Origin of the sequence: Vibrio atlanticus, from assembly GCF_024347315.1 — a bacterium.
Taxonomy (GTDB): domain Bacteria; phylum Pseudomonadota; class Gammaproteobacteria; order Enterobacterales; family Vibrionaceae; genus Vibrio; species Vibrio atlanticus.
Window position 1 is genome coordinate 410,953 of record NZ_AP025461.1, and the last position, 20,378, is coordinate 431,330.

The 20,378-nt window shown below is 43.6% G+C and carries 24 protein-coding genes and 1 pseudogene; 10 read left to right on the forward strand and 15 right to left on the reverse strand.

The window, feature by feature from the left end:
* Positions 1 to 70 precede the first annotated feature (70 nt).
* Positions 71 to 409, forward strand: a complete 339-nt coding sequence (locus tag OCV30_RS17575) for a Fis family transcriptional regulator (protein WP_065679203.1) — start codon at positions 71 to 73, stop codon at positions 407 to 409.
* A gap of 81 nt (positions 410 to 490) precedes the next feature.
* On the opposite strand, the gene OCV30_RS17580 is transcribed toward OCV30_RS17575, so the two are convergent.
* From OCV30_RS17580 to ulaR, 4 genes are all read right to left on the reverse strand, one after another.
* Positions 491 to 1,390, reverse strand: a complete 900-nt coding sequence (locus OCV30_RS17580) for an AraC family transcriptional regulator (RefSeq protein ID WP_065679204.1) — start codon at positions 1,388 to 1,390, stop codon at positions 491 to 493.
* 136 nt (positions 1,391 to 1,526) lie between these two features.
* Positions 1,527 to 1,769: a hypothetical protein gene (locus OCV30_RS17585; RefSeq protein ID WP_017078551.1), complete on the reverse strand. Its 243-nt coding sequence runs from the start codon at positions 1,767 to 1,769 to the stop codon at positions 1,527 to 1,529.
* A 64-nt stretch (positions 1,770 to 1,833) separates the two neighbouring features.
* Positions 1,834 to 2,901 (reverse strand): L-ascorbate 6-phosphate lactonase, encoded by a 1,068-nt coding sequence (gene ulaG, locus OCV30_RS17590; RefSeq protein ID WP_065679205.1) that lies wholly within the window; start codon positions 2,899 to 2,901, stop codon positions 1,834 to 1,836.
* 120 nt (positions 2,902 to 3,021) lie between these two features.
* A complete protein-coding gene (gene ulaR / locus OCV30_RS17595) occupies positions 3,022 to 3,777 on the reverse strand; it encodes an HTH-type transcriptional regulator UlaR (protein WP_065679206.1) in 756 nt (251 codons plus the stop codon).
* Positions 3,778 to 4,116: 339 nt separating this feature from the next.
* Here ulaR and OCV30_RS17600 point away from each other — a divergent pair, with 339 nt between their 5' ends.
* The 6 genes from OCV30_RS17600 (at position 4,117) to OCV30_RS17625 (ending at position 9,658) form a co-directional block, all read left to right on the forward strand.
* A complete protein-coding gene (locus tag OCV30_RS17600) occupies positions 4,117 to 5,940 on the forward strand; it encodes a PTS ascorbate-specific subunit IIBC (RefSeq protein ID WP_065679207.1) in 1,824 nt (607 codons plus the stop codon).
* A gap of 66 nt (positions 5,941 to 6,006) precedes the next feature.
* The gene (locus tag OCV30_RS17605) at positions 6,007 to 6,474 is read left to right on the forward strand and encodes a PTS sugar transporter subunit IIA (protein ID WP_017069724.1); all 468 of its coding nucleotides are present in this window, start codon (positions 6,007 to 6,009) and stop codon (positions 6,472 to 6,474) included.
* Between the two features lie 10 nt (positions 6,475 to 6,484).
* A complete protein-coding gene (locus OCV30_RS17610) occupies positions 6,485 to 7,183 on the forward strand; it encodes an L-ribulose-5-phosphate 4-epimerase (RefSeq protein WP_065679208.1) in 699 nt (232 codons plus the stop codon).
* A gap of 111 nt (positions 7,184 to 7,294) precedes the next feature.
* Positions 7,295 to 8,116 carry a pyridoxal phosphatase gene (locus OCV30_RS17615; protein ID WP_065679209.1) on the forward strand — a complete coding sequence of 274 codons (822 nt, stop codon included), beginning with the start codon at positions 7,295 to 7,297 and terminating at the stop codon, positions 8,114 to 8,116.
* Positions 8,117 to 8,120: 4 nt separating this feature from the next.
* Positions 8,121 to 8,768 carry a 3-keto-L-gulonate-6-phosphate decarboxylase UlaD gene (locus tag OCV30_RS17620; protein WP_009845897.1) on the forward strand — a complete coding sequence of 216 codons (648 nt, stop codon included), beginning with the start codon at positions 8,121 to 8,123 and terminating at the stop codon, positions 8,766 to 8,768.
* An 8-nt stretch (positions 8,769 to 8,776) separates the two neighbouring features.
* Entirely contained in the window at positions 8,777 to 9,658 is an 882-nt protein-coding gene (locus OCV30_RS17625; protein WP_065679210.1) for an L-ribulose-5-phosphate 3-epimerase, read from the forward strand.
* 166 nt (positions 9,659 to 9,824) lie between these two features.
* Here OCV30_RS17625 and OCV30_RS17630 read toward each other — a convergent pair whose 3' ends face one another.
* Positions 9,825 to 10,034, reverse strand: coding sequence for a hypothetical protein (locus tag OCV30_RS17630; RefSeq protein WP_009845895.1), 210 nt, complete (start codon positions 10,032 to 10,034; stop codon positions 9,825 to 9,827).
* Positions 10,035 to 10,280: 246 nt separating this feature from the next.
* On the opposite strand from OCV30_RS17630, the gene OCV30_RS17635 reads away from it, so the two are divergent.
* The 3 genes and pseudogenes from OCV30_RS17635 to OCV30_RS17645 all read left to right on the forward strand — a co-directional run bounded on the left by OCV30_RS17635 (position 10,281) and on the right by OCV30_RS17645 (position 11,494).
* Positions 10,281 to 10,910, forward strand: coding sequence for an HAD family hydrolase (locus OCV30_RS17635; RefSeq protein WP_009845894.1), 630 nt, complete (start codon positions 10,281 to 10,283; stop codon positions 10,908 to 10,910).
* 4 nt (positions 10,911 to 10,914) lie between these two features.
* Positions 10,915 to 11,109: pseudogene (locus OCV30_RS17640) on the forward strand (ribulose phosphate epimerase); the annotation flags it as partial.
* 247 nt (positions 11,110 to 11,356) lie between these two features.
* The gene (locus OCV30_RS17645) at positions 11,357 to 11,494 is read left to right on the forward strand and encodes a hypothetical protein (RefSeq protein WP_012600138.1); all 138 of its coding nucleotides are present in this window, start codon (positions 11,357 to 11,359) and stop codon (positions 11,492 to 11,494) included.
* A gap of 217 nt (positions 11,495 to 11,711) precedes the next feature.
* Here the strand turns inward: OCV30_RS17645 and OCV30_RS17650 are convergent, their stop codons facing one another.
* The 10 genes from OCV30_RS17650 to OCV30_RS17695 form a co-directional block, all read right to left on the reverse strand.
* On the reverse strand, positions 11,712 to 12,929 hold the full coding sequence (locus OCV30_RS17650) for an MFS transporter (RefSeq protein WP_065679212.1): 1,218 nt from the start codon (positions 12,927 to 12,929) through the stop codon (positions 11,712 to 11,714).
* 89 nt (positions 12,930 to 13,018) lie between these two features.
* The gene (locus tag OCV30_RS17655) at positions 13,019 to 13,342 is read right to left on the reverse strand and encodes a hypothetical protein (protein WP_065679213.1); all 324 of its coding nucleotides are present in this window, start codon (positions 13,340 to 13,342) and stop codon (positions 13,019 to 13,021) included.
* 10 nt (positions 13,343 to 13,352) lie between these two features.
* Positions 13,353 to 14,222, reverse strand: a complete 870-nt coding sequence (locus OCV30_RS17660) for an L-ribulose-5-phosphate 3-epimerase (RefSeq protein WP_065679214.1) — start codon at positions 14,220 to 14,222, stop codon at positions 13,353 to 13,355.
* 9 nt (positions 14,223 to 14,231) lie between these two features.
* Positions 14,232 to 14,990, reverse strand: coding sequence for an IclR family transcriptional regulator (locus OCV30_RS17665; RefSeq protein ID WP_065679215.1), 759 nt, complete (start codon positions 14,988 to 14,990; stop codon positions 14,232 to 14,234).
* Positions 14,991 to 14,997: 7 nt separating this feature from the next.
* A complete protein-coding gene (locus tag OCV30_RS17670) occupies positions 14,998 to 15,684 on the reverse strand; it encodes a 3-keto-L-gulonate-6-phosphate decarboxylase UlaD (RefSeq protein ID WP_065679216.1) in 687 nt (228 codons plus the stop codon).
* Positions 15,677 to 17,170: an FGGY-family carbohydrate kinase gene (locus tag OCV30_RS17675; protein WP_065679217.1), complete on the reverse strand. Its 1,494-nt coding sequence runs from the start codon at positions 17,168 to 17,170 to the stop codon at positions 15,677 to 15,679. The genes OCV30_RS17670 and OCV30_RS17675 overlap by 8 nt, the downstream gene beginning before the upstream one ends.
* Positions 17,170 to 17,658, reverse strand: coding sequence for a NanQ anomerase/TabA/YiaL family protein (locus OCV30_RS17680; RefSeq protein ID WP_065679218.1), 489 nt, complete (start codon positions 17,656 to 17,658; stop codon positions 17,170 to 17,172). The genes OCV30_RS17675 and OCV30_RS17680 overlap by 1 nt, the downstream gene beginning before the upstream one ends.
* Before the next feature lie 48 nt (positions 17,659 to 17,706).
* The gene (locus tag OCV30_RS17685) at positions 17,707 to 18,570 is read right to left on the reverse strand and encodes a Cof-type HAD-IIB family hydrolase (protein ID WP_065679219.1); all 864 of its coding nucleotides are present in this window, start codon (positions 18,568 to 18,570) and stop codon (positions 17,707 to 17,709) included.
* 10 nt (positions 18,571 to 18,580) lie between these two features.
* Positions 18,581 to 19,291: an L-ribulose-5-phosphate 4-epimerase gene (locus OCV30_RS17690; RefSeq protein ID WP_065679220.1), complete on the reverse strand. Its 711-nt coding sequence runs from the start codon at positions 19,289 to 19,291 to the stop codon at positions 18,581 to 18,583.
* A 96-nt stretch (positions 19,292 to 19,387) separates the two neighbouring features.
* Positions 19,388 to 20,362: a DctP family TRAP transporter solute-binding subunit gene (locus tag OCV30_RS17695; RefSeq protein WP_065679221.1), complete on the reverse strand. Its 975-nt coding sequence runs from the start codon at positions 20,360 to 20,362 to the stop codon at positions 19,388 to 19,390.
* Between the last annotated feature and the right edge of the window lie 16 nt (positions 20,363 to 20,378).

Here is a 20,378-nt window from a genome sequence, read left to right on the forward strand (position 1 = left end):
CAATATCAGGTAGTACGAAACTGACCGAAAAACCTTGTTTTTTTAAGGTGTTAAATAGGACCTTTGCCGCATGCGTAAATCAGATAAGAAAATAGAAAATCAAATCAGAGACGTGTTAACCGACGTTTGTGAAGTTACGTTAAAAGGCTTCGATGGTTTTCTTTGGGTGACTCATACGGTCAATTTCTCTTCTTTTCCACAGAGCCTAAAAATCGCCTGCGTATTCGACACCAATCAAGATAGAGCTAACTTCTTAGAGGGAGGTGGCCAGCAGGAGGTTTCTGTTGCCATCCAAAAAGCGTTTAGTCAGGTTGGGATTCAACTGAAGAACATTGATAAGCACGTTAGCTTCGATACACAAGAAAATTGTGACCGCGACCATCAAGGGAAGTGGAACAAAAGGCTTTAATAAGCGGTAGCGCTACGTGTAAAGCGATCTAAAGAGACGAAAGCCTACGCGAAGTAGGCTTTGTTATTGTATTTACTCTTGTTACTTAATTGCAGTACAGAAGCTGACGTCTGAATACTGAGTTTGCGGATCGTAGCTGTGGTAAAGCTCAAAGCAAGGTCGGTCTTCGGTTTCAATGCCGGATTCAATGATGTTACTCATTAAATCATCCCATGCTTTTGCATATTGACCGACTTCGGTGATCGTTTGTCGCATCACTGCATATTGCCCACCGGGAAAATCTTTTAATTCGATCCCACTTGGCACTTCAGTGTCGTCTGAAACCATCAAGCAGATGTCTGTTCGGCACTTATCTGTTGGAGTTATTTCTGGATTGTCATGATAGATAAAGATGCAACTATTGCTCGCTAGTCCTTTCATTTCTGCCCATTGATAAAGACGACCGCTTGGCTCTTCATAGCCTTGTCCATAGGGGCCTGTCACTCGTACATACGCCAGTTTTGATGCTTCAAATTGTTGTGTTTTCATTGTCATACTCCATGTTGAAAGTTCGGAGTTAGTATATGAATTGCCGTCAGTTGCATCGTTTCCATTCTTGCGCAATGAGTGTCCAATCTTGCTATTTCGAGTTAGCTCGCTGAACGCTTGGTAATCTTCGCAATCGCGAAATGCACTCGGTGTTACACCGAAATGTTGTTTGAATGCCTTGGCAAAGCTCTGAGACGATGAAAAGCCATAATCCAATGCGACGCTAATAATAGGTTGTTTGGATTTGAAGAGATCATTGGCTGCCGCTTCGAGTCTCAATCGTCTGATGAAATCAGCAAGCGTCTCGCCTTGAACAGCCTTAAAAGTACGATGAAAATGGTAGGGTGAAAAGTTGGCTAACGCCGCGACTTCTGGCAGGTTCAATGGCTCGTTAAAGCGTTTTTCTAGATAACGGATAACGGGAATCAGCCGTTTGTGATAGTCAACTTTCATTGTTTTTCTCGCCTGTCTGGCCTTGTTTTGATGTTAGACAGAGAGCCTAACCTATCCAAACAGAGTTGCAATATTCACTGTGTAAAGGTGAGATGGACAAAGGGGATCATGTGATGAACTGGGGGGACAGAAGGCTCTAGAGGTTTTGCATATCGACTGATTGATGATTGAAGCCAATTGATCTTGCAGCATTAAGCAGAGCTTGTTGGGTTTTGAACACTCTTGGTTTCAGCTTTCTGTCAGACTCTAAGAAACTATTTACTCCCCATTTATTGCTTCGAACCATTAGATAATAACCATCATTATTTGGAGAGTTAACTGCGACGGCTGATTCTAGATCACCACGCTTGAAGTGATGTTTAAATTCGCGCAACAACATAAAAATTCCATTTTAGTAGATAAAGAAAAGGGAGCTCATGCTCCCTCTTTGGTTGATTTTTTAATTACAAGAATGCGCGGTATGGCAGTTCTGGGTTATTTTTAAAGATATCTGCAAAGCCGCGGAAGTGTTGGTAGTGCATGCGACCTTTATCTGTTGGGTAAGTGTATCGACCACCTACTTGCCAGAAGAAAGGTGCGAAGCCGTATTGCAGGCGCTCTTTTTTCATGTTCCACAGCATTTCAATTTCACGTGGGTCATTTTGGAAGTTAGCCCAGATATCGTGGTGGAAAGGAACCACGACTTCACAATCCAAAGATTCAGCGGCGCGTAAAATGTCTGAAGATGTCATTTTGTCAGTCACGCCACGTGGGTTCTCACCGTAAGAAAGCAGTGCAACGTCGATCTTGTGGTCATTACCGTGCTTAGCGTAGTAGTTTGAGTAGTGAGAATCACCAGAGTGGTAAACTGAACCGCCTGTCGTTTCTACTAGGTAGTTAACTGCACGATCGTCCATGCCACCTAAGATATCAGTGTCTAAAGAAGAAGTGCCTTCAGGAAGTGTCACTAGAGCAGTACGGTCGAATGCATCAAGAACCTTAATATTGACGTCTTTGATCTTAATCTCGTCGCCAACTTTCGCGATAACACAACGATCTTCTGGCACACCCCATTTCATCCATAAATCAACACACGCTTTAGGACCAATGAATTTAACGTGCTCGCCACAGTTTTGTAGAACGGCTGCAGCAACGTTGATGTCAATGTGGTCGCCATGGTCATGAGATGCCATAACCGCATCGATCTCTTTAATAGCGAAAGGGTCCAGTGGGAAGATTGCAGTACGTAGGTTTGGTTGAAGTGCTTCAACACCACCCATACGCATCATTTGGTGTTGGTTTTTCATTTTTTGAACAGCTTGTGTTTTTTTACCAGTACCACACCAGAAGTCCATTGATAGGTTTGCACCACCTTCTGATTTTAGCCAAATACCTGTACAGCCAAGCCACCACATAGAAAATGTATTCGGTTGCACGACAGTTTGTTCGATCTCTTCATTTAACCATGTGCCCCACTCAGGGAATGTATTAAGGATCCAAGACTCGCGAGTAATTTCGTTTACGTTGCTCATGATAATACCTTTTATTTCAATAATTTGATTAATTTTGGATGTAGGGAACCGAGCGCCCTAATTTTGATTAAGGCACTGAGCTAAATTTATTATTATTTGGTGGGCTTGCTCGCCCTGGATTTAAACTAGGATGACTTGCGTCCCTTGTGCTTCAATCCGCTTAACGACGTCTGGGTTGGCTTCTTTACCGGTGATGACTATGTCAATTTGCTTAGCGCTGCAAAATAGCATTCCAGTACGTTGCCCAACTTTTGAGCTGTCGACTACGACGACAAGCTTGTCTACTTGTTCAAGCATTTGCTGTTCTGCGACAGCGGTTAACATGTCTGCTTTATAGAGGCCAGCATCGGTTAAGCCTTTACCTGAGGTAAACATCCAGTTTCCGGCATAGCCTCCCAGTGAATTGGGCGCGGGATTTAAAAAGATGTTCTGTGCTTTGTTGTATTGACCACCAATGATGATGACATCGTCATGATCTTCGTTGATCAAGTAGCTTGCGAGTGGGAAGTAGTTCGTTACGATCTGTACATCTTCCCCACATAACTGTTGTCCAAGTAGGAACGCAGTAGAACCACAGTTGATCACAACTGTATCTCCAGCCTCGCAAAGTCCTGCTGCTGCTTGCGCAATCTCTGCTTTCTCTTCATAGAACTCAGTGCTGTTGATATTGAGTGGTGACCACTTTCTCTTCTGATTCTCTACTCGCTCAGCGCCATTTCGAACTTTTCTAAGTCGGCCAACTTCATCTAATTTAGCGATGTCACGTCTTGCAGTAGCAGGTGAAACACTAAATTTATCAATAATATGTGAGACGTTTATTGTCTGCATATCTTCTAATAGCGACACGATGCCGTTATGTCTTTGTACTTCATTCATATTTATCACTCTTTATGTCGTTGTGACAATTTGATGATTACTTTTGATTTGTTTTGATTCTAATAATCACCATCATGATTGTCAAACTACATTGCTATAAAAACTAGATCTTAATCACAATGATTTATAAGTCATTGATTTTATTTGATTTGTTGTTTTTTGGTGTGATCCGAAGCTCAATTAGGCACATTCTGGGTGTGGTTAATTGATATAAATCAAAGTAATCACAAGTGAGCATTGAATGATTACTTTTGATTGGTAAAGTCTAATTCGTGAGCAAAAATAGACATCATCACATCCTACATACCATTAAAATTAAAATTAATCAGGGGTAAAGATATGGAATTCTTATACGATATTTTCTATATTTTTTACAGTCAGGTAATGACCAAAGCACCTTTGCTACTCGGTCTTGTTACTTGTCTGGGTTACATTCTACTCAAGCGTGACGCAACAACTATTATCTCCGGCTCTATCAAAACCATCGTTGGTTTCATGATAGTGCAGGTAGGTGCAGGAACATTGGTAGCGGGTTTCAAACCAGTGATTCTGAAAATGAGTGAGATTCATGGATTGACGGGGTCAGTGATAGATCCGTACACAACCATGATGTCTACCATGGAGACCATGGGAGACAATTATTCTTGGGTTGGATATGCCGTATTACTGGCACTTGGTCTCAATATTCTTCTTGTTGCCTTCCGCCGCATCACGGGCATCAGAACCATCATGCTTACGGGACATATCATGTTCCAACAAGCTGGCCTCATTGCTGTTTTCTACTTCGTGCTTGGTGCAGGTATGTGGGAAACCATCATCTATTCAGCAATATTGATGGCGTTGTACTGGGGTATCTCGTCTAACATCATGTTCAAGCCTACCCAAGAGGTTACTGGCGGGGCGGGTTTCTCTATTGGTCACCAACAACAGTTTGCGTCATGGATAGCAACCAAGGTTGCTCCTAAGCTTGGCGACAAAAATGACAGCGTTGACCACATCAAACTGCCTAAATGGTTACACATTTTCCACGACAGTATCGCAGCGACAACGCTAGTCATGACTGCTTTCTTCGGCATTATTCTTCTTTCATTTGGTCTTGATAACCTTCAAGACATGGCAGGAAAAACACACTGGTTTATCTATATTTTCGAAACTGGGTTGAAATTCGCAGTGGCTATTCAAGTTATCGTCACCGGCGTCCGTATGTTCGTAGCGGAATTGTCTGAGGCATTTAATGGTATTTCTCAACGCCTTATTCCTAACGCTGTGTTAGCAATCGATTGTGCGGCTATCTACGCATACTCTCCAAATGCAATGGTGTTCGGTTTCATGTGGGGCGCTGTTGGTCAATTCACAGCCGTTCTTGCAATGTTAGCCTTTGATTCTCCTATCATGATCATTCCTGGCTTTATCCCAATGTTCTTCTCGAACGCGACGATTGGTGTGTTTGCGAACCACTTCGGTGGTTGGAAAGCGGTAATGAAGATCTGTTTCGTGATGGGCATCATCGAAGTGGTTGGTTCTGCTTGGGCAATTCATATCTTTGCTCAATCGGGAGCAGAGTTTAATGGCTGGATGGGTATGGCTGACTGGGCTCTGGTATTCCCACCTATCATGCAAGGTATTTCGAGCTCTAACATGTTCTTCTTCGGGATTTTGGCTTTAGCTGGTGTCTACATGTACTTCGCTTCTAAACAACTACGAGCTGAAGAAGACGCAGAAGCTGCCGCTGAAACAATGACCGCAGTAACACCTGAGGGCATTGAGGTTGAAGTCGCAGTACCACAACAATCAACAGCAACTGATCAATCTCTATCAGCTCCTACAACGTCAGAAATTCGCGTCTCACCAGCAGCTGAACAGAAACCGGTTCGTGTCTTAGTGTGCTGTGGTTCAGGGCAAGGTTCTTCAATGATGTGCTCTAAGAAAATCAAAGAGTACTTGGACAAGAAAGGCATTCCTAGTTCGACCTTTAACAGCGCTATCACTGATTACAAATCGCACCTTGGTTCATTCGACATCATCGTTACTTCGGTTGCTCTGGCAGCGAAGATCACGGGTCTGCCTGAAGGTAAGCAACAGTTAGCGGTTAAGAACATGATTATGGTGAAAACTTTCGGCGACGAGCTTGTTTCCATCATCGAGAACAACTTTCATAAATAATTAAAAACGGCTCAGTGGTGTCGCACTGCTGAGCCAATAAAAACAATTATATAAGTGAGCAATAACATGAACTTAAAAGAATCTCTTATCAAGAATAACTCTATCCTACTGAATGCAAAAGCAGCTGACTGGAAAGCGGCGATCAAGCTAGGTACTGACGCATTGGTTAAAGCCGGTGTTGCTGAAGAGCGTTACTACGACGCGATTACCAAAGCGATTGGCGAAGAAGGCCCTTACATCTGTATTCACGATGCGTTCGCTCTGCCTCATTGCCGCCCTGAAGATGGTGTGATTCGCACCGGGTTTGCGTTAACCGTGCTTGAAACGCCCATTACGTTTGAAGGTGTTGATGAGCCAGTTGATGTACTGATCACGCTAGCGGGTAAAGATTCAGAAGAACACATCGAAGGTACCATGCAAGTGGCGAACTTGATTGAGTTCGATGAAGACTTCTCAAAACTGCGCGCATGCAAAAGCCCAGAAGAAGTGGCGCGTTTAATTGATGCTGCGTTACTGCAAGCGGAAGCAGCGTAAGGAGACAACTATGTCTAAATATAGCCAACTGAAACAACGCGTCTTAGAAGCCAATTTGCAGCTTCCGAAGTATGGTTTGGTGACATTCACTTGGGGCAATGTCTCTGAGTTTGATCGTACTAATGGTGTGATAGCGATTAAGCCATCAGGTGTCGAATACTGCGATATGACAGCTGAAGATATGGTGGTCGTCGATCTAGAAGGTAAGGTTGTTGAAGGGAAACTTAATCCTTCAAGTGATACCGCAACTCATTTAGAGCTTTACAAAGCTTTCCCTGAGGTCAGTGGCATTGTTCACACACATTCACGCAGTGCCACAATTTGGGCGCAAGCGGGTATCGATATTCCAGCATTGGGCACTACTCATGCGGACTATTTCTACGGTGACATCCCATGTACACGTCGATTGTCTCACTCTGAAATTGCTGAAGAGTACGAGAAAAATACTGGCTTGGTGATCATTGAAGAGTTCAAGCAGCGTCGAATTGATCCAATGGCCGTTCCCAGCGTGATTGTTGCAGGACATGCGCCTTTCTCTTGGGGCAAAGACGCCAACGATGCGGTTCACAACGCGGTGGTATTAGAAGAAGTTTCTGCAATGGCGTTGGCAACGCGCACCTTGAACAGCGGCATCAAAATTCAGCCAGAACTATCCGACAAACACTACTTACGTAAGCACGGTGAAAATGCTTATTACGGCCAACAGTAAATCGACTGTTCGTTTAAGTAGGCTGTTTAAGTAAGCCGTTTAACGAGCTTCGACTCTAAGTAGTTTCAATATTGATTAGGCCCGACTTCAGGGAATAAGTGAGAGGACTCTATGTATAAAGTGCTGGCGTTAGATCTCGATGGAACCGTGTTAAAGGATGATCACACGATTCATCCAGAACTGAAAAAGGCGATCCAAGAAGCCAAACAAAGTTGTCATGTCGTGATTGTGACTGGTCGACACCACACAGCAGCACGACCTTATTACTACGAATTGGGGTTAGATACGCCAATCATTTGCTGTAACGGCACTTATGTTTATGACTATCAAACTGAAACGGTATTGACTCAAAACGCGATAGATAAAGACAAAGCACTGACCTTCATCTATATGGCAGAAGAGTTTCAGCTCAAAATGGTCATGTACATCACGCATGCCATGACGTACTCACACTACAACCCATTTGCCTACATGTTGGCATTGGAAAGTTGGGCAGAAACGGCACCAGAGCAACATCGCCCTCAAATTTACCAAGTGGAATCATTCATTGAAACGGCTCAGCAAGCCGAACACGTTTGGAAGTTTGTGGTGGAAGGTAGCCAAGACTCAGTAGACCGTTTAATGCAACACCCATGGATAGAAGAGAACTTCAACGGTGAGCGTTCTTGGTCAAACCGAATCGACTTTGCTGCGAAAGGTAACAGTAAGGGCCTACGCCTTGCTGAATACATCGCAGAACTCGGTTATCACGCCGATCACGTCATTGCCGTCGGTGATAACCACAACGACATATCCATGCTTAAGTACGCCGGGTTAGGCGTAGCGATGCTCAATGCTGATGACATCGTCAAGTCACACGTTCAATGCGTGTGCTCAACAGATAACAACCATGATGGCTTAGCCCGTCTAATACGTGAACAAATTAAAGGATAACAACATGACTAAACCAATGATTCAGATCGCCCTAGACCAAACAAACCTTCCTGCTGCCATTGAAGTGGCAAACAACGTTGAAAGCTTCGTTGATGTGATTGAAGTGGGCACTATTTTGGCGTTTGCAGAAGGCATGACAGCGGTTTCTACGCTTCGTAAAAACCACCCAGACCATATCCTTGTGTGCGACATGAAAACCACCGATGGTGGCGCTATTTTGGCTCGCATGGCATTCGAAGCCGGTGCTGATTGGATTACCGTTTCTGCTGCTGCACACATCGCAACCATTGGTGCATGTAAGAAAGTCGCTGATGAATTTAACGGTGAAATCCAAATCGAAATTTATGGTAACTGGACAATGGACGACGCTCAATCTTGGGTCGACCTAGGTATTTCACAAGCGATTTACCACCGTTCTCGTGACGCTGAATTAGCCGGTGTAGGTTGGACAGAAGAAGATCTCGTGAAGATGCGTGCATTGTCTGAAATGGGTATCGAGCTTTCTATCACGGGCGGTATCGTGCCTGAAGACCTTTACCTATTTGAAGGCATTAAAGCGAAAACCTTTATCGCAGGCCGTGCACTTGCAGGCGACAAAGGTAAAGAGACAGCAGAAGCGCTAAAAGCTCAGATCGATCGCTACTGGAACTAGGAGGCGTTATGTATCAAAACTTGTTACGCCACCGTGTTGGGCTTTATGAAAAGGCTCTACCTAACGAACTCAGCTGGGAAGATAAACTTAAGCAAACCAAAGAACTCGGCTTTGATTTTCTTGAGATATCGGTCGATGAATCAGACGAGCGTCGCAGTCGATTAGATTGGAATGACGAAGAAGTGTATGCCTTGCGTCACCTGTGTGAAAAGCATGGTGTACCGCTGCAATCCATGTGTTTAAGCGCGCATCGTAAGTTCCCATTTGGTTCAGCAGATCCGGCGATTCGTGAACAAGCAGTTATTCATATGGAAAAAGCGATCTCACTCGCTTATAAGTTGGGTATTCGTACCATTCAACTGGCTGGGTATGACGTTTACTACGAGCCAGCGGATAAGGTGACTCACCAGAGGTTCATTGAAGGCATGAAGCTTTCGGCGCAGTTGGCGGAAAGATCAGGGGTAATGCTCGCTGTGGAGATCATGGATACCGATTACTTGAACTCTTTAAGCAAGTTTGAAGTGCTGAGTCGCGAGATTAACTCGCCTTATTTCACGGCATACCCTGACGTAGGCAACATCTCTGGCTGGAACTACGACATAGTGACGGAGCTAAAACTGAGTAAGCCTCATATCACTCAAATTCACCTCAAAGACACTTATAAAGTAACTGACGAATACAAAGGGCAATTCCGAGACTTAGTGATTGGTGATGGCGAAGTAGACTTCAATGCAATTTTTGAAACGTTGAAGGAGACTGAGTGCGTCGTACCACTCGTGATCGAGATGTGGGCTCAAGATGAACGTTGGAAAGAGAACATTCTCACGGCACAAAAACGTTTGAATGATGTTTGTGTGCAAACGGGTGTTCCGAGATTGTTTGATCACTAACTCTACTTAGAATGATTAACTGGTTTCTCTTTGCGTTTTCGATGCTCCTAACGAAAAGAGAAAATGCAGCATATTGCCCCCAATATGCTGCATTTTTATATCAACTCGGCACTTTAAGCCATTTAAAGCAGCAGAAATGATGTCAATTTCGCAATAGCTACAGTGTTTAAACCGCGATCGTCACATGATCACGGCCCACTTCAGCCATCTGAATCAGGTAGTCCGTGTGGTATTTTTTCTTGATGACGATTTGGCTACCGATTTCAGCAACAATCTTTACCACTTCCAACGCATCAGAAGGATGCAATGAAGAGTCTTTTGAAATTTCGATATTAACGCCTAAATTTGCCAATTTGATGATGTCGCTAGAATGCATGGTCGTGTCCAAGGTTTTTGATTTTCGTGGACTATATCATCTTCAATTTATGCAACTCTACTTGGTTTAAGTAAAAATGGGTGAGATGTGCTCAAAATATGATTTCAATAGTAAAACAACGGCTTTTATTGCATCAATTCGTTTAATTGTCGGATTGTTGAATAAGATCATATTAAGACGATCATGAATAGGTTTTATGTATGGTGATTAGTAGTATGAGTCTCAAAACAATATGAGAGATTGACGATGCCAAAGTTAGATAAATATAAAGGAATTATTTTTGATCTCGATGGGACTCTGGTCAATTCTATGGTGGCACACGCTCATGCATGGGAACAAACTTGTCAGAAGTTTGGTATTCCCTACGACAAAGAGTGGCTCGATCAACTTGGTGGGATGCCATCGCGAAAAGTGACTCAAGAGATCCTTAAGCGTTACGATCTAACTCTTGATGCTCAACAAATTACTTCGGACAAAATTGCCAACTTTGAAGCCATTGAGCACAAAGGGGATGTTATTCCAGAAACCTATGCACTCTTACAGCAACAGTATCAGTTGAAAAAGATAGGTATCGGCACTGGTGCTCAAGCCAAGCATGCAAGGGCGATTTTAAAGACGACCGATATCCCATCAATGATACGTACGATTGTGACTTCAGATGACGTAGAAAATCACAAACCTAACCCAGATACTTTTCTGAAAGTCGCTAGCCAGTTAGAGCTTGAACCGAGCGATTGTGTGGTGTTTGAAGATACGATTATAGGCCAGCACGCAGCGACATCGGCAGGCATGGATTGCTACATGGTTGAAAACGGGCAGATAACTAAATTTGTTCCAGCGAATGGTTTGGAAGTGGGTAGCGGACCTGAGCTCTGAAACTAAGCTGCGTTCAATCAGATCGCGCATTAATGAATCAGGCCGAAATATTCGTTTAGAAGTCGACGGTGGTGTGAAAGTTAACTACATAAAAGAGATTGCTGAAGCGGGTGCCGATATGTTCGTTGCGGGCTCTGCTATTTTTGATAGTGAAGATTATCAACAAGCTATCGATTCAATGCGATCGGAGTTAGCTTAATTGAATTAAGTAGTGTATCTACTTATGTATAAAGGCTCGAAGTATTCTGTAGACCAGGCTTCGAGCTTTTTTGTATCTAATAGATGTTGATTTAATGGAAAACTACGTGGAGTCAGGGGAGGTTGCGTTGTTGGAGTTCTCTTCAGTTATAGCTTTTTCGTTGTGTAATAAAACTACAGTTAATGTTGACTTTGGTCACATAACGGCGCAAAATTGACCTCAGGTCACATAACGATGAGAACACAGTATGAACGCTACAGTAATCACGAATGAAAACAACGTATCACTAGCAAAACCTTCAGTAATGAATGAAGTTCTATTTTTTGCTAAGTCTACCGTTATCATGGGTGCAATTATCCTACTTGTTGCTTCTGCTTGGGTTTAATTTCTAAAATAACCCGCGTTAAGTGTGATCAGTGGTGGTGATTAGCCACTCACTGATTCAAACTAACGTCAGAAGCACTAAATTTATTTACCTTCCCCATTCCACCTTCCCTTTCTCCACCCTGACTTTTAGACCAATCAGGCCGACTTTCTAGTCATCTACTTAGTTACTGAATCAAGTGATTGACTAAACCAAGTTACCTATCTAAACCAACTGTTTAAACACGATGCTTTAAACTAGACCAGTACAAAACTATCATTAATACATACGCTAATGCGGGCGCAATATAACTCGTACTCAGCGAAAGCTCATCAATCAAACTCGCCTGTACGAATGGTAAAACAACCCCTCCAATTGAACACATAATGAGAATTGCTGCCCCTTGTGAGTTTTGCTTACCTGATGCATGTAGCGCTTGTGCGTAAATGATAGGGTAGAGTGCTGAATTACATAACCCTACGACAAGCATCAAATAGCCAATCCAAACATAACTTTGATAGACCGCAACGGCACTAATCAAAGCGGCAATAACGCAAGACAGTGAGAAGAGATAGTGCTTGTTTACAGTGTTTCCAAACTTGGCGAATAACACTCTTCCAACAAACATTAATACCCAATAAAGAGCGATGATCTGTGTTGCGAAGACCAAACCAAGGTCGCCATATTGCTGGTCGGCAAGATACGCAATAGTAAAAGTACCAAAACTGACCTCGACACCGATGTACAGCAACAGTACCAACGCTAACTTCATAAACTGCTGATTTTTAATTAGAAGCCTTAACCCTCGCCAAAAGCCAGTCATCTGTTTTGGTTTGATATCTGGAAGCTTCATTTTGCTAAAAAATACCAGTAAGCCGAAAAAGAACAGGGCGATGAATAAGAACAGATACGAAACTTGATGGGCGGTGTTGTCGACGTTAAAACTTGTAGCCACGAGAATGACAGCGGTAAGCACTAGCGGACCAAGCACAGTGCCAACGGAGTTAGATGCTGTTGCCACACTTTGACGTATAACACTCTTATCGGGTGTCGAGAGAAGTGATACGTAAGGTGAACTCACTACTTGAATTGCTGACACACCTGAGGCCATCAATAAGATCCCAATGAGTGTTGGAACAAGCTCTTCTCCTCGCACTAAATATGCCATGGCTAGACAGCCCAGAAGGCACCATATCAAGCAGAACTTCAGCGTAGTTCTATAGCCAATTTTTGCCATGACAAATGACGTTGGAAGCGACACCGTAATTCGGGTGATAAAAAAGGCCATGGGAAATAGCATCGCCATTTTATAATCGAGAGAGAAAGCTTCTTTGTAATGTGGAATTAGCGAGTTACTTGAAACGGTAATTAAACCCCAGATAAAAAAGATCAGAGACAGTAAGACCAGTGGGGCATCTTTTAACGGGAATACTTTTTTTAGCGGGAATACTTTCATAGTAATTCCTTATCAATAGCGATAAAAAAAGCAGAAGATGATCTTCTGCTTTTCGATTGAGACTTTACGGTGTGTTGCCTATTGAGCCGTTAATCACGTACAAAATTGATGTGATGAACATAAATGTTGTATTTCTCAATAATCATCTTCGTTGCATGCATACTTTTGATTCGTTGCTCAGAATCTAAAGCAGCAGCCATTGCTGACTCGTTCTCGTAACTGTGTTGCATCATAAGCAGTAGGTTTTTATGGCTGTCAGCTTCAATTGCTTCAGGCTTATTCAGCGTTAACCCTTGGTTATTCGGAAATGTGCGAATAATAGGCGCGACTTCGTTTTCCATGTATTGGTAGAAGTCTTGCTTTTGATCTTCAGTTAAATCGGCTTCGAAAAAAGCGGTGCGAAAAATTGTCATGGTCGTTTCCTTACAGTTCAAAGCCAGATTGGTTAGCGATAGATTTCAACGTTGCTTTTGCTTGTTTGATATCGTCTAACCAGTTGTCATTTTTAGCCCACATTTCAATCACTAATGGTGCGCTGTAATCAATTTCAGCAAGTGTTTTGAAAATAGCAGGGAAGTCGACTTGGCCTTCGCCTATAACAAGATCTCGGAACTGGCCTTTGCAGGTTTCTGAAACTCGCAGTGTATCTTTTAGGTGCACTTGTACTAGGTGATCACGGCTTAGCTTTAGTTCGGTACACACATCGTAATTCCAACCTGAGATGTTACCGACATCTGGGTAAGCCATGAAGTAAGGCGATGGGATCTCACGCTTAAGCACTTCAAACTTACTTAATGAGTTGAGGTACGGAGTATCCATGATCTCTACACCTAACATGATGCCTGCACGTTCTGCCATTTTGGTGGCTTGTTGCATGCCTTCAATGAAGCGAGCGTGAGTTTCAGCCGATTGTGGCTCGTAGTAAACGTCATAGCCTGCCATTTGAATACAGCGAATGCCAAGCTTGTAAGCCAATGAAATCGCTTTTTCCATGATGATCAGCGATTCAGTGCGGATACCGTCATCCATTGAGCCAAATGGGAACTTACGGTGCGCGCTCAAACACATCGATTGGAATGGCATTTGATGCTTTTCACATAGGCGGCGAAGTTCATAAATCTCTTCGTCTGACCAATCTAAACGAGCACGTCGCTCGTTGGTCTCATCGACTGAAATTTCTACAAAGTCGAAGCCAGCTTCTTTGGCGTGAACCAAACGCTCTTCCCATGTAAGGGTGGTTGGCATCGCTTTTTCGTAAATACCTAATCTGAATTTGTTTTTAGAATCAAACATTCTTTTTCCTTAAAAGAGTTGTTGTTCTATACGCGTTGTTATGTCTTGAATTCTGCTAGCAATTTCTTCGTAGCCGAGAGCTTTCATTTTTGGCGTAAGCGAAGAGACGCTAACCGCGTATACAGGAGAATTGTTCTTGTCAAAAATAGGGACAGCAACACAAGAAATACCCGCTTCGTTCTCTTCATCATCGAGCGCATAGCCACGCGCTTTGATTTTATCGAGAACATCAAAAAACTGAGACTTATCGAGGATCGTGTTTTCAGTTAACGGTTTAATGGTGCTGACATTGCGTTGCCAGTAGGTTTCTCGAACGCTCTCAGAGCTAAATGCGAGGTAGCATTTACCTGCCGCTGAGCAGTACATTGGAGAATGCAGCCCCACGTAGGTTCGAGTTCTAAAGGAAGAATTAACGGGTTCGAACTTGTCTTTAAAAATGATGTTGTCAGCATCAAAAGAGAGGAAGTTAACCGTTTCATTCACATCGTCGAGTAGCTCAGATAGGTATGGCTTAACGGTGCCAGTGACATCAGAGTTGATAGCAGCGTGTCCAAGCTGAACCAACTTCATTGTTAAGCGATATTCTTTACCTGAACACATTTGAGCAACATAACCAGAGGCTTCAAACGTTGCTAAAATACGGTGGACAGATGACTTGTTGAAGCCTGTCCCTTCAGACACTTTTTGTAGCGAAACGCCATTAGGATAATTCCCAAGGAATTCCAATACGGTCAGTGCTTTAGACAACGATTTAATTTGCTCACTCATATATGTGCTACCAGTGTTTACCTATTTCAGTATGGAAGTTTTCTGCGATGTCACGTCCATTGCTACCAGCTAACGCTCGGCCAGCAATAAACGATTTTGCAGACAGATTCTTAAACAAATGCAGATCGTCAGGAACAATACCACCAGTAATGGATAGTTCAATTCCAATATCCGATAATTTCTGTATTTTTATCAAATCTTCTTCGGTCCAGCTCACACCAGCAAGTTCCGCATCACGAGAACGGTGATAAATTGCTTGTTTAATGCCCATGTCGACCCAAGCTTGCGCATCTTCCATTGTCCAGTGTCCATACAGCTCAATTTGCACTTCGCCGTCGAATTCATCCGTTACTTTCTTCGCTGAACGAATAGTTTCGATGTGTGCTGCTGCACTTACTGTTACCCAGTTAGCGCCGGCATCCATCGCCAAACGCGTTAAAATGGCGCTGGCATCGGTGATTTTCATGTCACAGACAATGATGTGATTTGGGTATTTTTCTCGTAGGATTCTTACGCTATCTACGCCGTGGGCGAAGGCTAAAATCGTCCCGATTTCAATTACATCTAACTTATCTGCAACATGCTCTATTGAGGCTAATGCCGTGTCGATATCTGTGGCATCAAGAGCCATTTGTAGCAACGGCTTAGATGATTTGAACAAGGGTTTAGATGCTTTTAATACAGTGTTAGGCATGCATTTCATCCTCAAATTGTTTAAACAACTGCACCAGTCTTTGATAGTGCTTATATTTCTTTTGGTATATATCGTAGTGTTCAGGGTTCGGCTCGATACGTGACGTAGAATTAGTGATGGCTTGAGTACATTCTTCTAATGAAGCGAACTCACCTGCGCCGACCATTGCCATCATTGCGGCACCTAATGAGCCGGTTTCATCCACGTCTGATATTTCAACGGTCATGCCGGTAAGGTCAGCCAGCATTTGCATCCATACCGGGCTAGATGCAGGGCCGCCTGTCACTTTTAGTATGTTGGCTTTTGGAAAACGCTGACGCATACGTTCTAGGTGAATGTTGTGACAGAATAAAATGCCTTCCCAAATGGCTTGAATTAGGTGCCCTTTAGTATGGTGCGATTGCAGACCATAGAAGCCTGACTTTAGGCCAAGCCCTTGGTTTGAACCGTAAAGGAATGGCACAAAGTAGATACTGCTTGATGCCGGATCTAATGCTTCGACTAACGCTTGATTTTGCTGGTGGTTAATCTGGCCATTTTCACCAAGGTAGTCGGCGAACCATTCATAATTGCCAGCAGAAGTTGGGCTCGCTTCGTGAATGATGTATTCGTTATCGACGGCGTAATGGCCGTAAACAAAGTTGTGGCTTTCTTGCGTTACTTGCTTTGATATGCCAGACGTGACCGCCCATGTGCCCATCACGTAATTCAGAGTATCTTCTGAAGAGTTGATTCCAGAACAGATCGCGGTAGACACAACATCAAACAAACCGCCGAACACTGGCGTACCTATTGCTAGTCCGGTTTCATTAGCAACGGCCGCCGTGATTTTCCCTGCTTGCTGTTGAGGTTTTACAACGGGTGGTAGTGCATCCCAAATTTCTTCGATGCCAAAGGTTTCCAGAAGGGCTTTGTCATACTCACCAGTAATGGAGTTGAAAAAATTACTTTCTGAAATATTGGTCAGTTCTGCTGCGACTTCGCCCGTTAAGCGATATCGAAGGTAGTCGTGAGACATCATCACTGCGCCAATGTTGTTGTATCGTTCGGCATCGTTTTCTTTGATCCAGCGAATAATCGATACAGGGTGACCTGTCCACAGTGTTTGCAGTGTGGTTGGATAGATCTCTTGTGCTTTACCCTCTTCTAGCCATTCTTTAACGATAGGCAGTGAGCGAGAGTCAGAAGACATAATACCGTGGCCGAGGTTCTGTCCCTCTTTATCAAGAAGGTAAACACCTTTGCCTTGGGCTGAAATGCTCAAGCCTTTAATAGAGGTTGGTTCTACTTTTGTGGTCTCTAAAAGCTGCTTAATGACATCGACAGCGTTACCCCATAGTGCGTTTAGGTCGCGTTCTACCCAACCTTGTTTTTCGTTGATGACGCTCGCCGATACGCGGGCAAGACCTTGTTGTTCACCTTTTGCGTTAAACAACGCGGCTTTCATAAAAGTGCCGCCAGAATCAATTCCAATGTAGTAATTCATTATTTGGCTTCCAGTAAATCGTTGTGAATCTTCACCACCAGTTTTCTTACCGGTTGGCTGTCATCATTTTCAATATTGGTGATGTGCACGATATTTGGCGTGAATAAATAAAATTGATTGCGTTTTGCATGAATGAAGCTGAGTTCAATCCCAGGGTATTCGTAAAACTGAAGGTCACGTTCTTGGTTATAAGGTTGTGCGTTGCTGTGTTCGCCAGTGTCTATAGCCCATGCCATCACTTCAGAACCTTCGAGAATGATCTGCAAGTCAGAATGGTATTTATGGACTTCAGGTTGGAAGCTTCCTAGAGGCTCTTTGTCATATTCCAATACAACAAACCATGCTTGTTTTGAATCAAAACCAGGGAGTTCATGGCGACCTAATGCGAGTTTTTCTTGGTCGAGACTGTTCAAGTACTCAAGCACATTTTGAATAACGACAGGGTACGACTTACTGATCTGCGTAGGTTGAGTATTTCCGACTAACATAAAAATTCTCTTTAAATATAAACAGCTTAATAAAGCCGATGCTTTAAATTAATGGGCACTAAATAGGTCTTGTAAAAGCGTCGCTAACCCTGTCTTATCGTCATTATTTTTAGGCGTGATCTGGTTGGCTGAGCTTTTTACGGTGTCATCTGCGTTTTGCATTGCGATGCCAAGTCCTGCTGCTTTAAGCATCGAAATGTCATTGTGGTTATCACCAATCGCGACACACTGCTCTAGGCTGATACCGAGCGGCTCAATGTAGCGAGTCAATGCATTACCTTTGCTATTACCTTTTGCTGCGAAATCGACACGATCAATCCAAGATCGTTCGCCGTTGAAGTTCTCTTTCACAAAAGGAATCTCTGCGAATGTGTTTACTTCACCTTCAACGACAAACTTCCACACATACTCTGAAAATTGTGCTTCATGTTGGAAGTCGTCGACCTTTTGAATGTTTGGTCGCTGGCTTTCTGGAAAGGTTTGAGACCACGTCAGTAGCGCTTCCATGTATTCAATAGGGCGTGCTCTCGAGTAGAGCATTGCATCACGCACATACATCACCATCTTCAGATCATGAGCTTGAGATAGGGTGATAAACTCAGCGGCAATTTCTTTGTCGATAGCGTTTTCTTGAATGACCGTATCGTTCTGGTAATCAAAGATGTAAGTGCCATTGCAACAAATTATTGGCGTCGATAAACCAAGCTGATCGTAATAAGGTTTTGCCGCGACATGATGGCGACCCGTAACGATAACCACATGAGTGTGTTGAGCGACTTGCTTGATGGCTTCGACTAACTCTTGGCTAATCGTGTGCTGCGAGTTGAGCACCGTCCCATCGAGATCTAACGCCAATAGCTTGTGCTTATCCAATTTATGTTTATAGGACTTATGCGGTGATGACTTATGCATGTGCGAGGCCTTACTTCTGTCCGTAGTATGAGTTCTTGCCGTGTTTACGGTTGTAGTGTTTATCTAGCAGCTCAGGTTGAATCGCTACTTCTGGACTGATAGCGCGAGTGGCTGTTGCCATGGCAGCAATCTCTTCCATTACCACTGCATTGTGCACTGCATCTGAACCATCCTTGCCCCATGTAAATGGTGCGTGGCCTGCGATGATGACACCTGGCATTGCCTGTGGATCGATATCGCGTTGGTTGAATTCTTCGATGATCACCAAGCCTGTGTTTTTCTCGTAATCTGACTCAATCTCAGATTTCGTTAGTAGGCGAGTACAAGGCACATCACCGTAGAAGTAATCGGCGTGTGTGGTTCCAAGCGCTGGAATGTCTCGGCCGGCTTGCGCCCAGATTGTTGCATTACGAGAGTGTGTGTGAACAATGCCGCCAATAGTTGGGAAGGCTTTATAAAGCTCAACGTGCGTAGCCGTGTCGCTTGAAGGGTTCAGCTTGCCTTCAATGCGGTTGCCTTCTAAATCGAGAACCACGATGTCATCTGCCGTCATTACATCGTACTCAACACCTGATGGTTTGATTGCAATCACGCCACGTTCGCGATCGATCTCAGAGACATTGCCCCAAGTGAAAGTCACTAAACCATATTTAGGAAGCTGCAAGTTTGCTGCGAACACGCGTTCTTTTATTTCTTGGTATGTTTTTTGTTGTTGAGACATTGTGTTTGCCCATGTTGGATTGAGTTGATGACGAGCGGATTGCCTAGCTAAATTTTCTAGCTAAAAAAGAGGACTAGGCAATCGCACTCAATTACGTTACTTAGCTGCTAGTTTGATCTTGTTGATCATCACGTCGCCATTCTTCTCGATGTAAGCGCTCCAAACCGGTTGGATAGCTTGTTGGAAAGCAGCACCATCAACGTCACGGTTTACTTGCATGCCGTTTGCTTCTAGTTGAGCAATCATCTCGTCTTCTTTCTGGATGCTTAGCTCACGTTGCATTGCTACGGCTTCAACAGAAACTTCTTCAATGATTTTTTGCTCGTCTTCCGTTAGCTTGTCGAACTTACGTAGGTTCATTGTGAGAACGAGTGGTGAGTAAGCGTGTTGTGTAAGGCTTAGGTATTTTTGTACTTCGTCAAACTTGAAAGATAGCGTTACAGAGATTGGGTGGTCTTGAGAGTCAACAACGCCTGTTTCAAGTGCAGTATAAAGTTCAGATACTGGAAGTTGCTGCGGGTTAGCACCGAGTTCATTGAACATGTCGTTTAGCGCTTTCGAGCCATTCACACGCATTTGTAGGCCTTCAACATCTGAAGGAACACGAATAGGTTTTTCGTTGTTGGTCATGTTGCGGTAACCATTTTCAGGGAAACCAAGACCTTTAAGACCGAATTTTTCAAAGTTCGCTAACACTTCTTTACCCGGTTCGCCGTCCAGTACTTTGTATGCTGTTTGACGATTTGGGAACATGAACGGCAGAGTGAAGGCCGCTGATTCAGGCATTAGGCCGTTGTAGTTGTTCAAGCCAACCATCGCTAAATCAACGATGCCAGCACGTGAACCATCGATCATTTGCTTATCACTGCCCAATTGACCTTGTGGGTAGATGTTTACTTTGATTTCGCCGTTTGAACGAGCTTCTACTTCTTTCTTAAAGAACAAAGATAGGTCTTGTTGCAAATCCGACTCTGGTGCAGCGTGCGCCAGTTTTAGAGTCGTAGCGGCAAAAGCGCTAGAGCTCATTGCGATAGTCGAAGCGAGTAGAGTAAGTTTTAGTAGGGTTTTCATTATTATTTTCTCCGTC